This window comes from Bacillus sp. FSL W7-1034 (assembly GCF_038593365.1).
Lineage (GTDB): Bacteria > Bacillota > Bacilli > Bacillales > Bacillaceae > Bacillus > Bacillus altitudinis.
The window spans coordinates 1,489,806-1,502,911 of sequence record NZ_CP151989.1; the positions used below are offsets into that span (position 1 = coordinate 1,489,806).

A 13,106-nucleotide genomic window follows, 5' to 3' on the forward strand; every position below is an offset into this window, starting at 1 on the left:
TAAAGTGTGCTTTTTCCAAGAGAAACTTAAGGAATACGCTGGATGTATCCTTTTTTTTACGATAAAATATAGACTGTGTGTTTTTTTCACAAGACATGCACGTGAACGAATTTGAGAGGTTTGATATGAAATGAAATTACAAGAACTCCTTACATACTTTAAAAGTGAAAACAGTGAACTGATAAACGAAAATCCGGAGATTACTTCCATTGAAATGGATTCAAGAGAAGTGAAAAAAGGGAGTCTTTTTGTCTGTATAAAAGGCTATACAGTAGATGGACATGATTACGCTGAAAAAGCTGTGAAAAGCGGGGCTGCAGCGATTGTAGCAGAACACCCACTTCACCTAACAGATGTACCAGTCATTATTGTAAAACACTCTCAAAGAGCACTTGCAAGAATGGCAGATGCTTTTTACGAACAGCCAACTCATAAACTCAATCTAATTGGTATTACAGGAACGAACGGGAAAACGTCTACAACACACATGATTGAGCAAATCATGAGAAAAGCCGATAAAAAAACAGGTTTAATCGGTACGATGTATATGAAGGTAAACGATGAAATTCTCGAAGTGAAAAACACAACACCTGAGAGTGTCACCCTTCAGAAGACCTTTAAGCAGATGCTTGATCAAGACGTAGATACGGCCATTATGGAAGTATCATCACATGCTTTGCATCTTGGGCGTGTTCATGGATGTGATTATGATATTGCCGTCTTTACAAATCTTACCCAAGATCATCTGGACTACCACAACACAATGGAAGAATATAAACATGCAAAAAGCTTGCTCTTTTCCCAGCTCGGAAGTGCCTTTCAGCACGATAAGCCGAAGCATGCCATTTTAAATGCAGATGATGAAGCGTCTAGTTATTTTGAAAAAGTCACAGCTGCTGAAATTATGACGTATGGCTTAGAGCAAGAATCAGATGTAATGGCAAAGAACATTCAAATCAAACCAAAGGGAACACAATTTGATTTGATCACCCCAATCGGCACAAAAAACGTGACGGTTGCCCTTATTGGGAAATTCAATGTGTATAACATTCTAGCAGCTGTATCAGTAGGAATTGTATCAGGCTTAACGTTTGAAACGATCGTTAGTGCCATTGAAGAACTTGAGGGAGTCAAAGGAAGATTCGAACTTGTGAATTTTGATCAAGACTTCCCAGTCATCGTTGATTATGCGCACACACCTGACAGTTTAGAAAATGTACTGACTACGTGTAGAGAATTAACAGAAGGTAGAATTTTCTGTGTAGTTGGCTGCGGGGGCGACCGTGATAAAACCAAGCGCCCTCAGATGGCCCAAATCGCTGTGAAATATGCAGATGAGCCTGTTTTCACATCAGATAATCCAAGAAGTGAAGATCCATCAGCCATTTTGAAAGACATGGAAAATGGCGTGCCAAACGCCTATTATCACAGCTTTGTGAACCGGAAACAGGCCATCTTTTTTGCCATTGCTAATGCAAAAAAGGGCGATACAGTCTTAATAGCTGGAAAAGGCCATGAGACGTACCAAATCATTGGTGATCAAGTCTATGACTTTGATGATGCCAAGGTGGCAGCGGACGCTATTTTAGATCTAAACAAATCTTAAAAATGATGAAAAGAGTGTAATGAAATGAAGCATTTTGTACAAAAACAACATACGAAAGACACGAATGAATATCATAATAATGAATGCTATTTTCTAATGGAAAACGGCTTTGGAAATTCGGAAGGAGTAAAGAACAATGCTTGAACAGGTGATATTGTTTACAATCATAATGGGATTTTTAATCAGTGTTCTTTTATCCCCGATTTTTATTCCGTTTTTAAGAAGGCTTAAATTTGGTCAAAGTATTAGAGAAGAAGGACCTCAGTCTCACCAAAAGAAATCTGGTACCCCAACAATGGGTGGAATTATGATTATCTTTTCTATTACAATTACAACGATCGTGATGATTAACAAATTCTCTGAGATTAGTCCAGAAATGTTTTTATTGTTATTTGTCACCCTTGGCTACGGATTATTAGGATTTTTAGATGATTATATTAAAGTAGCGATGAAACGAAATCTTGGCTTAACATCGAAACAAAAACTGATCGGGCAAATTGTGATTGCTGTGATTTTCTATGCAGTCTTCCATTATTATGAGTTTGCAACGACTATTCGCATTCCAGGAACAGATGTCAGCTTTGACTTAGGATGGGCATACTTTATCCTCGTCGTTTTCATGCTTGTCGGTGGTTCTAATGCGGTAAACCTTACGGATGGACTTGATGGTTTATTATCTGGAACAGCTGCTATTGCATTCGGAGCTTTTGCTATATTGGCTTGGAATCAATCTCAGTATGATGTGGCGATCTTTTCGGTAGCAGTAGCAGGCGCTGTCCTTGGGTTCCTTGTCTTTAATGCGCATCCTGCAAAAGTATTTATGGGTGATACGGGATCGCTTGCTTTAGGCGGTGCCATAGTGGCCATTGCCATTTTAACGAAACTTGAGATTTTACTCGTCATTATTGGAGGAGTATTTGTTGTTGAAACGTTATCCGTTATCCTTCAAGTCATCTCCTTCAAAACAACTGGAAAAAGAATCTTTAAGATGAGCCCGCTTCACCACCACTATGAGTTAGTTGGCTGGTCTGAGTGGAGAGTAGTTGTCACCTTCTGGACAGCTGGTTTATTGCTTGCTGTTTTAGGAATTTACATCGAGGTGTGGTTATAATTGAATAGGATGCAAATGTTAAAAGACGAACATGTACTAGTACTAGGCCTTGCAAAAAGCGGATATGCGGCAGCCTCAATTCTTCACGAGCACGGAATAAACGTGACGGTCAATGACCAAAAAGCTTTTGAAGAAAACGAGCCTGCTCAGTTACTTTCTGAAAAGGGGATTGATGTCATTTGTGGCAGTCATCCTCTTCGTATGTTCGACGATAAAGAAATTACGATTTTAATTAAGAACCCTGGAATTCCTTATGAGAATGTGATGGTTCAAGAGGCGCTTCGCCGAAAAATTCCAGTTTGGACTGAAATAGAATTGGCGTATCATTTGACCTCATCTCCTTTTATTGGGATTACCGGATCAAATGGAAAAACGACCACGACCACTTTGATTTATGAAATGTTGAAAAAAGACAGTCAAAAAACATTGGTAGCAGGTAATATCGGAACGGTCGCAAGTGAAGTTGCCGCGCGTGCAGCGGGCGATGAATGGATCGTAACTGAGCTCTCATCATTTCAGTTAATGGGAACCGTTGAATTCAGACCTAAAATCAGCTTAATATTAAATATTTTTGACGCACATTTAGACTATCATCACACGCGTGAAGAATACGAAAAAGCAAAACAGAAAGTGTATGCACATCAACAAGAAAATGACGTAGCTGTGGTTAACCTAGATGATCCATCTGTTGTCAAACTAGCAGAAGATTCGAAAGCGCAAAAAGTGTTTTTCTCAGTTAAAGAGCCGGTAGCACATGGAGCGTTTATTAAAGATGGTGCCATCTACTATATGAATGAACATGTCATTGACCTCAAGGATGTTGTTCTTCCTGGTGAGCATAACCAAGAAAATATTCTAGCAGCTATTTGTGTTGTAAAAAATGCAGGCTGCTCAAACGAAGCGATTGCGCAAGTTCTTACTACATTTAGTGGAGTGAAGCATCGTTTGCAATTTGTGGAGACGATTCAAAATAGAAAATTTTATAATGACAGTAAAGCGACCAATATACTGGCAACAAGTAAAGCTTTGTCTGCCTTCAAGCAGCCGACCATTTTACTAGCAGGTGGACTGGATCGTGGCAATGAATTTGATGAATTAAAACCTTTTATGAAGAATGTAAAAGGAATAATTACATTTGGTGAGACTGCGCCTAAGTTTGTGAAGCTTGGTGAAGAGCTGGGAATACATCACGTAAAACATGTCGATAATGTTGAACAAGCAGTACCTGCGGCGTTTAGCATATCTGAAGAAGAAGACGTGATTTTATTGTCTCCAGCTTGTGCAAGCTGGGATCAGCATAAAACATTTGAAGAACGTGGAGACATGTTTGTAAACGCCGTGCATATGCTTAAATAAGGGCTTGTCTCTCATATGACTGACAGCCCAAATGAAATTATGCTTGGGGTGTCGGTCTCTTGACGAATAAGAAAACTTCTCCGGATTTTTTGCTTGTTGTCATTACGTTACTTTTATTGACGATTGGTTTAATTATGGTGTACAGCGCAAGTGCTGTGTGGGCATCGTATAAATTTGATGATTCGTTTTATTTTGCAAAAAGACAGCTTTTGTTTGCCGGAATCGGAGTTATCGCAATGTTTTTCATTATGCGGGTCGATTATTGGACGTGGCGGACTTGGTCAAAGATACTGATTGCAGTGTGTTTTCTCCTACTCGTGCTTGTCTTGATTCCTGGTATCGGTATGGAGAGAAATGGTTCAAGAAGCTGGATTGGTGTCGGTGCGTTTAGTATTCAGCCCTCTGAATTTATGAAGCTTGCGATGATTGCGTTTCTTGCAAAATTCTTATCTGAAAAGCAAAAGAATATCACATCCTTTCGTAAAGGTTTCGCCCCAGCACTAGGCATTGTGTTTTCTGCATTTGCCATCATTATGCTGCAGCCGGACCTAGGTACAGGAACGGTTATGGTTGGAACCTGTATTATTATGATATTTGTTTCAGGTGCGAGAATCGCTCACTTTATCTTTCTCGGTCTTTTAGGGCTTAGCGGATTTGCCGCACTTGTCTTATCAGCACCCTATCGAATAAAACGAATTACATCTTATTTAAATCCTTGGGAGGATCCACTTGGCAGCGGGTTTCAAATTATTCAATCCTTATACGCTGTCGGTCCAGGCGGTCTGTTTGGAATGGGGCTAGGTCAGAGTAGACAAAAATTCTTCTATTTGCCTGAGCCTCAAACAGACTTTATCTTTGCTATATTGTCTGAAGAACTTGGATTTATAGGTGGATCACTCATTTTGCTGCTCTTTAGTGTTCTATTGTGGAGAGGCATTAGAATAGCCCTCGGTGCACCAGATTTATATGGAAGTTTCTTGGCAGTGGGCATCATCTCAATGGTTGCCATTCAAGTAATGATTAATATCGCAGTTGTCACAGGTCTCATCCCTGTGACGGGCATCACACTCCCATTCATAAGTTATGGCGGTTCATCACTGACATTAATGCTGATGGCAATTGGCGTACTTTTGAATGTAAGCAGGTATGCTAGATATTAATGTGCTGATAGTTCATGAAACCATATAGACTTTTATTTTGCAAAAGTATGAAAAAATGATTTGAAGAGTGAAAATGGCAGTTTCTGTTTCGAAAACATGGTGATTGACTCTTCTTTACAGGTTTTGACGGAGCCCTGTTGTTTAAAACAGGGTTTATACTTTGTTCAGAGCAGAAAAAAATTGAGGGGAAATGGTATAATGCGTATAGTTATTAGTGGAGGCGGAACAGGCGGGCATATTTATCCTGCTCTAGCTTTTATTAAAGAAGTGAAAAGACTGCATCCTGATGTGGAATTTTTATATATTGGCACTGAGAATGGGCTTGAAAAGAAAATTGTAGAAAGAGAAAATATCCCTTTTAAATCAATTGAAATTTCAGGTTTTAAAAGAAAGCTTTCCTTTGATAATGTAAAAACAGTGATGAGGTTTCTAAAGGGCGTCCAAAAAAGTAAATCTTATTTAAAAGAATTTAAGCCGGATGCTGTTATTGGAACAGGTGGTTATGTGTGTGGTCCAGTTGTTTATGCTGCGTCTAAGCTAAAAATCCCAACGATCATTCACGAACAAAATAGCCTGCCAGGCATCACAAATAAGTTTCTGGCACGGTATGTGAATAAAGTAGCCATCTGTTTTGAAGAAGCAAAGGAACACTTTCCTTCAGAAAAGGTTGTTTTTACGGGAAACCCAAGAGCCTCTGAAGTCGTCTCTATTAAAGAGGGAAAATCTCTTAAAGAGTTCGGGCTGGATGAGAAGAAAAAAACGGTTCTTATTTTTGGCGGGAGCAGAGGTGCAGCTCCAATCAATCGAGCAGTGATTGACATGCAAGATGAATTAAAGGCAAAGAACTATCAGCTTTTATATATTACAGGTGAGGTTCATTATGAAAAAGTGCTGAACGAATTAAAAGAAAAAGGTGAAGCACCGAATATGATCACAAAGCCTTTCTTGCATCAAATGCCGGAGTATTTAAAATCAATTGATGTCATTGTCGCAAGAGCGGGAGCCACAACGATTGCTGAAGTGACGGCACTTGGAATTCCGACTATCTTCATTCCAAGTCCATACGTGACCGCAAATCATCAGGAAATTAACGCTAGATCACTTGAAAAACATGATGCTGCGATCGTTTTAAGAGAATCAGAGCTTTCTGGAGATCGCTTGCTTCATGCAATTGATGAAATTGCTGGTAATGACGAGAAACTACATCAAATGAGCCGTTTAACAAAAGAACTTGGAGTACCAGATGCGGCCACACGTTTATATAATGTGTTAAAAGAAATTACGACTTCATGATGAATGATATGAGGTAAGGCGGAGGGTAATATGGAGAACTTGAAGAATGAATTATTAGAAGCGCAAGTTGGTAAAGTACTTGAAAATGAACCGCTTGCAAATCATACGACAATGAAAATAGGCGGACCGGCCGATCTATTAGTCATCCCTAAAGATATCGATGCTGTCAAAACAATTATGGATCAGGTGAAAAAACATGATACTCAATGGACGGTCATTGGGAGAGGATCCAATTTACTTGTCCTTGATAAAGGAATTCGCGGGGTCGTTTTAAAGCTGGGCGCTGGGCTTGATCACTTAACTGTCAATGATGAAGAGATTACAGTTGGTGGAGGCTATTCAGTTGTAAGACTCGCGACGTCTCTTAGTAAGAAGGGGCTGTCAGGATTGGAATTCGCAGCTGGTATTCCAGGATCTATTGGTGGCGCTGTTTATATGAACGCAGGGGCACATGGATCTGACATTAGCAAGATTCTTGTGAAAGCGAGAGTCTTATTTGAAGATGGAACGATCGAGTGGTTAACTAATGAGCAAATGAATTTTAGCTATCGAACTTCTGTGCTTCAAAAGGAACGCCCTGGAATTGTTCTCGAAGCAGTGTTCAAGCTTAAACAGGACGAACGTGAGAAAATCACAAAGAAAATGCAGCAAAATAAAGATTATCGCAAGGAAACACAACCGTATAATAAACCATGCGCCGGCAGTATTTTCCGAAATCCATTACCTGAATATGCAGGACAGCTTGTAGAAAAGGCGAATTTAAAAGGATATCAGATTGGCGGCGCTAGAATTTCTGATATGCACGGAAACTTTATTGTCAATGCTGGTGGGGCGAAGGCTCAAGATGTGCTCGACTTAATTCAGTACATTCAAAAGAAAATCAAAGATGACTACAATGTAGAGATGCATACAGAAGTAGAAATTATTGGTGAAGCAAATTAAAGGCTACTACTTATGAATGATGGTATCACAGGAAAACAAACGGCATTTTTTCATGCCGTTTGTTTTCTAATCAATATGAGATAAAGAATGATCCAAAGGTGCGGACAAGCAGCTTTGAATGAGGTGAAGAGTATATATGCGGCCTGATCATGAAAATGAAAAGATCGTCAATATAGAAGAGCGAATCCCTAAAATTAAAGAACAAAGGAAGCAGAAAGCGAATCGGAGATTAATCTCTTTTATTCTGCTGTTTTTTATCATGGTTTTAATTATTGTCTATTTGCAAACACCAATCAGTAAAATTTCTTCTTTAACCATTACCGGTAATGAACATGTACCAACAAAACAGCTCGTTAAACTTTCGCAAATTAAAGAAGGCGAGACAGAGTTTTGGAATTTAAATAAAGATATGACAGCAGACCATATAAAGCAAAATAAATTGATTAAAAGTGTCAGTATCAAAAAACATTTCCCTAATAAGGTCAGTATTGCTGTCAAAGAGTATGCAAATATTGCGTATCTGCAAAAGGGACATTTTTATTATGAGCTTCTTGAAAACGGGACGGCTTTGCCCGATGAAGTAACGCCAAGTCACGCAGGACCTATTTTTGTCGATTGGGACAATAAAGAGAAATTGAAGCAAACAGTGAGAGCTCTGAATCAACTGCCGGCTTCTATTCAGGAACTAATCTCAGAAGTATATTACGTACCGACTAGCTCCAATCAGTGGCTCGTTAAATTTTATATGAATGATGGAAACACCGTTATTGCATCAATTAAAACATTCGCAGATAAAATGACGACGTACCCTGCCATTGTCAAAGAGCTTTCGTCCTCTGAGAAAGGTACGATTCATATGGAAGTAGCTACGTATTTTGAAGCTTTTAAATCTAAGAAAAAGGAAGATGAACGTTGAGAGGCAAAACCGTCATATTCTCAATTGTAATGCTTGTTCTTGGATTTCTGATTTCTTTTTCATACCAATATACGAAGCAGCATCGAGCAGATGTCAATCGAACAGAACAATGGAAAAAAGAATATTCTTTGAAAAGTCAGCTAACAAAGCAAGAAAAGGCGAATCAAAAACTTGAAAAAGAACTTTATCGTCTTCAATCAAAAGTCCAAGAAACAGAGTTTGGTTTGAAAAATGAAAAAGAGCAGTATTTTAATGTTTTGGAAGATGTTGAGAAATACAGAATGTTTACAGGAGAAATAGGTGTAAAAGGGAAAGGGGTAAAAGTATCTCTTGAAGATGCATCTTATATCCCGAGTGGACAAAATGTCAATAATTACATTGTGCATGAGAGCCACATTTTCCATGTGATAAACGAACTATTTATATCAGGGGCATCTGCTGTAGCTATAAACGGACAAAGAATCACACACCAATCATACATACATTGTAACGGTCCAGTCGTCACGGTTGATGGTGTTCAACATCCAGCACCATTTGTCATTTCTGCTATTGGAGATCCAGCTGTTTTAATTCCTGCATTAAACATTGCAGGCGGGGTGGTTGATCAGCTGACAAGTGATCATATTTCCATGACGATTGAAAAGAAGGATATTCGTATGAATCCTCTTCTAAGAAACAAAGATTAAATGTGAAAAGGTGAGTGGTGTTGAGGAAAAAGAAGCCATTACTTAGTTTGACAGTCCTGATGGTCATATTTGGCATCATGGTCTCCATCCAGTTTAACTCTCTACAAAAGCCTAAAGTTCGCGATACTCGAGACGTTTGGGAATTAAGAGAGGATTTATCTGCATCTAAAAGTAAAGAACTGGATTTATTGAAAGAAATTGATAAATATGATGAAATGCTAAAAAAGTATGGCAACCAAGAAGATCAATCAAAAGAAGCACAATTAACAAAAACGTTGAAGGATTTGAAAGAAAAGGCTGGTTTTACAGAGGTAACGGGTGAAGGAGTTGAAATAGAAATTACTCAACTTTTTTCTAAGGAACTTACCGGAGAAGAAGTCAAAAATATACCACCTGATCTTCTAAAAAAATTAATCAACGAAGCCAATATGTTTGGGGCAAAACATATTTCCATTAATGAACACCGGGTGATTAACACCAGTGTTATTCGAGATATTAATGGTACGACGAAAATGGATGGTTACAGCATAGATGGTGATACAGTCACGATTAAGATGGTCAGCGAGCAGGCCGATAAATTATACAGCCGTTTAAATGTATCAGATATTGGTGATTTGTTTGCTCAGGAAAATTTCAGTTTGAGTATTAGACCGCCGAAGAAAAAAATTCATTTAAAAGCATTTGACGGTACAATTCAATTAAATGAATTGAAGCCTCTTGACGATGTAAAGGAGGGAAAATCTTAATGTGGCTTCCTGTACTTGGTTTAATCATAGGAGTTGCGATCGGTTTCTTAACGAATTTTACGATACCGAATGAGTATTCTAACTATCTTTCCCTCGCCGTACTTGCTGCGCTTGATACATTGATTGGTGGAATCAGAGCACATCTGCAAGGGGCATACGATGAACTAGTGTTTGTATCAGGTTTCTTCTTTAATATTATACTCGCAATAAGTTTAGCTTTTCTGGGCGTCCATCTTGGTGTAGACTTGTATTTAGTCGGAATGTTTGCATTCGGTGTTAGATTGTTTCAAAATATCGCCGTTATTCGAAGAATTCTACTAACAAAATGGACAATTTCTAGAGAAAAAAAGAAAAAAAGTGAGTCATAAAAAAGGATATACATATGATGTAACGAATATTTTCAGTAATCCTAATAAAAAATGTTGATTTTTTAAGTTTTGTTACACACTTGTAAAAACACATTCATTGTATTGTTGTTCAGCAAATAATAGAATAGAAAGTATTGATATGTGAGGAGGTGCCATAGAATGAACAACAATGAAATTTACGTCAGCCTTGACATCGGTACATCCAATATAAAAGTCATCGTCGGAGAAATGGCGGATGATTCGCTTAACATTATAGGTGTTGGAAATGTCCCTTCAGAGGGGTTAAAAAAAGGATCGATTGTTGATATAGATGAAACAGTTCATTCTATTAGACAAGCATTTGAACAGGCTGAGAGAATGGTAGGTTTTCCTTTACAAAAGGCGATAGTCGGAATTAACGGAAACCACATTCATATTCAGAATACGAGCGGCGTTGTCGCAGTGTCTAGTGAAAATAAAGAAATACATGCTGAAGATGTGAGACGTGTCTTGGATGCTGCACAGGTAGTATCTATTCCGCAAGAACATCTCGTAGTAGACGTAATTCCGAGACAATTTATCGTCGACGGAAGAGATGAGATCACAGATCCGAAAAAAATGCTAGGTGTACGGCTAGAAGTGGATGGATCGTTAATCACTGGTTCTAAAACGATTCTACATAACTGGCTCCGATGTGTAGAGCGGGCTGGTATTGAAATTATGGATATTTGCTTGCAGCCACTCGCATCGGGTTCAGCGGCGTTATCGAAAGATGAAAAAAATCTAGGGGTAGCTCTTGTCGATATTGGCGGCGGCTCTACTACGATATCCGTATTTGAAAACGGGCATCTCTATTCTACTCACAGTATCCCATTGGGCGGAGAGAACATTACAAAAGATTTGTCTATAGGACTTAGAACTTCCACTGAAGAAGCTGAACGAATCAAAAAGCAATTTGGGCATGCATTCTATGATGAGGCATCGTCTGAGGAGACATTTGAAGTTTCCGTCATCGGTACGGACCAAAAACAGACGTATACACAACTTGAAGCAGCCAATATCATTGAAGCACGATTGGAAGAGATTCTGCTTTTTGTGGCAGAGGAATTACGCAATATGGGTGTCCATGATTTGCCTGGCGGATTCGTTCTAACAGGTGGACAGGCAGCTATACCAGGTATCCTTTCTCTGGCACAAACGGTCTTACAAAACAATGTAAGAATCGCAAGTCCTAATTATATTGGGGTCAGGGAACCTCAATATATGACAGGAGTGGGCCTGATCCATTTTGCTTATCGCAATGCAAAGATTCAGGGCAGACAGGTTGGATTCCAAATGCCGGATGAAGCATTTCATGAAGTAGGCGCGTCCATGGAGCCGGTTTCTTCTACACCACAAGTAAAAGAAGCTCAGCCAAGACCGAAAGTGAAACAAAAAGCGCAACAAGAGACAAATAAAAAACCGGGCAAAATGAAAAAACTATTTAATATGTTCTGGGAATAGAACTAGATTTTCGACGGATTAGGAGGATTCAGCATGTTGGAGTTTGAAACAAATATAGACGGCCTAGCATCAATTAAAGTAATCGGTGTAGGTGGCGGCGGAAATAACGCTGTCAACCGAATGATTGAAAATGACGTACAGGGTGTCGATTTTATTGCAGTGAATACAGATGCACAGGCGTTAAACTTATCAAAAGCAGAAACAAAAATGCAAATCGGTGCTAAGCTGACAAGAGGGCTTGGAGCAGGTGCGAATCCTGAAGTCGGTAAAAAAGCTGCTGAAGAAAGCAAAGAACAAATTGAAGAAGTTCTAAAAGGCGCTGACATGGTCTTTGTGACTGCCGGTATGGGCGGTGGAACTGGTACGGGTGCTGCACCTGTCATTGCGAAAATCGCAAAAGATTCTGGAGCCTTGACAGTTGGAGTTGTGACTCGTCCTTTCACATTTGAAGGAAGAAAGCGTCAGCTTCAAGCAGTTGAAGGGATTGCTTCTATGAAAGAAGCAGTTGATACGTTAATCGTGATTCCAAACGATCGCCTGCTTGAAATTGTCGATAAAAACACGCCAATGCTTGAAGCATTCCGTGCAGCAGATAACGTGTTAAGACAAGGTGTTCAAGGGATCTCAGATCTCATTGCAACACCAGGTTTAATTAACCTTGACTTTGCTGACGTGAAAACGATCATGTCTAACAAAGGTTCTGCTCTTATGGGAATTGGTGTCGCAACAGGCGAAAACCGTGCTGCTGAAGCAGCGAAAAAAGCCATTTCTTCACCACTTCTTGAAACAGCGATTGATGGAGCACAAGGTGTTATCATGAATATTACTGGTGGTACGAACCTTAGTCTTTATGAGGTACAAGAAGCAGCGGATATTGTTGCATCAGCCTCTGATGAAGATGTCAACATGATCTTTGGATCTGTCATTAATGATAACTTGAAGGATGAAATTGTGGTCACAGTCATCGCAACCGGTTTTATTGAGCAAGAGCCGGAAGTGACAAAACCTCAAAGAAATCCATTAGGACAAGGATTAAAGCAAAATCAATCCATTCCACAAAAGCGTGAAGTGAAACGTGAGGAACATCAGCAAACATCATCACAACCAAGACAAAATACACAGTCAAGTGATGATACATTGGATATCCCAACGTTCTTACGTAACCGCAACAAACGATAAGCAAGCACGATTCATCCCCTTCCTTTGGAAGGGGTTTTTTTATGTCTGCATGGTGAGAAGATCCTGCGTCTGATTGATATAAAAGTCTTGTTTCCGACGTGTTGTTTGGAACTATCGTATGTGTTTTGGTTTGAGTCTTTTAAGTCAAAAGAATCATTTTTAATTCCCTTTACAAAAAACGACAAAATGTTGAACTTTATTTGACTACATTAATGAGAACACCATGAAACTTGTCATGATCAAAAAGAAGGGGGAGGGGCA

The 13,106-nt window shown here is 39.2% G+C and carries 12 protein-coding genes; all 12 read left to right on the forward strand.

The genetic code is table 11. From position 1 onward, the window contains the following. Positions 1-130 precede the first annotated feature (130 nt). The 12 genes from NST73_RS07660 (at position 131) to ftsZ (ending at position 12,845) form a co-directional block, all read left to right on the forward strand. The gene (locus NST73_RS07660; protein WP_058337374.1) at positions 131-1,606 is read left to right on the forward strand and encodes a UDP-N-acetylmuramoyl-L-alanyl-D-glutamate--2,6-diaminopimelate ligase; all 1,476 of its coding nucleotides are present in this window, start codon (positions 131-133) and stop codon (positions 1,604-1,606) included. A gap of 136 nt (positions 1,607-1,742) precedes the next feature. Continuing rightward, positions 1,743-2,717, forward strand: coding sequence for a phospho-N-acetylmuramoyl-pentapeptide-transferase (mraY, locus tag NST73_RS07665; RefSeq protein WP_007499771.1), 975 nt, complete (start codon positions 1,743-1,745; stop codon positions 2,715-2,717). Beyond that, complete coding sequence (gene murD / locus NST73_RS07670) at positions 2,718-4,073, forward strand: UDP-N-acetylmuramoyl-L-alanine--D-glutamate ligase (RefSeq protein WP_144678839.1); 1,356 nt, start codon at positions 2,718-2,720, stop codon at positions 4,071-4,073. A gap of 59 nt (positions 4,074-4,132) precedes the next feature. Further along, positions 4,133-5,233: a stage V sporulation protein E gene (gene spoVE, locus NST73_RS07675; RefSeq protein ID WP_039166797.1), complete on the forward strand. Its 1,101-nt coding sequence runs from the start codon at positions 4,133-4,135 to the stop codon at positions 5,231-5,233. A gap of 198 nt (positions 5,234-5,431) precedes the next feature. After that, positions 5,432-6,526: an undecaprenyldiphospho-muramoylpentapeptide beta-N-acetylglucosaminyltransferase gene (gene murG, locus NST73_RS07680; RefSeq protein ID WP_024720309.1), complete on the forward strand. Its 1,095-nt coding sequence runs from the start codon at positions 5,432-5,434 to the stop codon at positions 6,524-6,526. Between the two features lie 30 nt (positions 6,527-6,556). Then, complete coding sequence (gene murB, locus NST73_RS07685) at positions 6,557-7,468, forward strand: UDP-N-acetylmuramate dehydrogenase (protein WP_144678838.1); 912 nt, start codon at positions 6,557-6,559, stop codon at positions 7,466-7,468. 136 nt (positions 7,469-7,604) lie between these two features. Beyond that, on the forward strand, positions 7,605-8,384 hold the full coding sequence (locus NST73_RS07690; RefSeq protein WP_017359362.1) for a cell division protein FtsQ/DivIB: 780 nt from the start codon (positions 7,605-7,607) through the stop codon (positions 8,382-8,384). Beyond that, the gene (locus NST73_RS07695) at positions 8,381-9,070 is read left to right on the forward strand and encodes a DUF881 domain-containing protein (RefSeq protein ID WP_007499760.1); all 690 of its coding nucleotides are present in this window, start codon (positions 8,381-8,383) and stop codon (positions 9,068-9,070) included. The genes NST73_RS07690 and NST73_RS07695 overlap by 4 nt, the downstream gene beginning before the upstream one ends. A gap of 20 nt (positions 9,071-9,090) precedes the next feature. Further along, positions 9,091-9,816 carry a DUF881 domain-containing protein gene (locus tag NST73_RS07700; RefSeq protein ID WP_007499758.1) on the forward strand — a complete coding sequence of 242 codons (726 nt, stop codon included), beginning with the start codon at positions 9,091-9,093 and terminating at the stop codon, positions 9,814-9,816. After that, positions 9,816-10,184, forward strand: coding sequence for a small basic family protein (locus tag NST73_RS07705; protein ID WP_003210988.1), 369 nt, complete (start codon positions 9,816-9,818; stop codon positions 10,182-10,184). The genes NST73_RS07700 and NST73_RS07705 overlap by 1 nt, the downstream gene beginning before the upstream one ends. A gap of 159 nt (positions 10,185-10,343) precedes the next feature. Beyond that, positions 10,344-11,666 carry a cell division protein FtsA gene (ftsA, locus tag NST73_RS07710; RefSeq protein WP_007499754.1) on the forward strand — a complete coding sequence of 441 codons (1,323 nt, stop codon included), beginning with the start codon at positions 10,344-10,346 and terminating at the stop codon, positions 11,664-11,666. Between the two features lie 33 nt (positions 11,667-11,699). After that, positions 11,700-12,845: a cell division protein FtsZ gene (ftsZ, locus tag NST73_RS07715; protein WP_007499752.1), complete on the forward strand. Its 1,146-nt coding sequence runs from the start codon at positions 11,700-11,702 to the stop codon at positions 12,843-12,845. The last annotated feature ends 261 nt before the right edge of the window (positions 12,846-13,106 follow it).

Coding starts and splice junctions, on each gene's coding strand:
- NST73_RS07660 (WP_058337374.1), top strand. CDS start 131: ATGAAATTACAAGAACTCCTTACATACTTTAAAAGTGAAAACAGTGAA.
- mraY (WP_007499771.1), top strand. CDS start 1,743: ATGCTTGAACAGGTGATATTGTTTACAATCATAATGGGATTTTTAATC.
- murG (WP_024720309.1), top strand. CDS start 5,432: ATGCGTATAGTTATTAGTGGAGGCGGAACAGGCGGGCATATTTATCCT.
- murB (WP_144678838.1), top strand. CDS start 6,557: ATGGAGAACTTGAAGAATGAATTATTAGAAGCGCAAGTTGGTAAAGTA.
- NST73_RS07690 (WP_017359362.1), top strand. CDS start 7,605: ATGCGGCCTGATCATGAAAATGAAAAGATCGTCAATATAGAAGAGCGA.
- NST73_RS07705 (WP_003210988.1), top strand. CDS start 9,816: ATGTGGCTTCCTGTACTTGGTTTAATCATAGGAGTTGCGATCGGTTTC.
- ftsA (WP_007499754.1), top strand. CDS start 10,344: ATGAACAACAATGAAATTTACGTCAGCCTTGACATCGGTACATCCAAT.
- ftsZ (WP_007499752.1), top strand. CDS start 11,700: ATGTTGGAGTTTGAAACAAATATAGACGGCCTAGCATCAATTAAAGTA.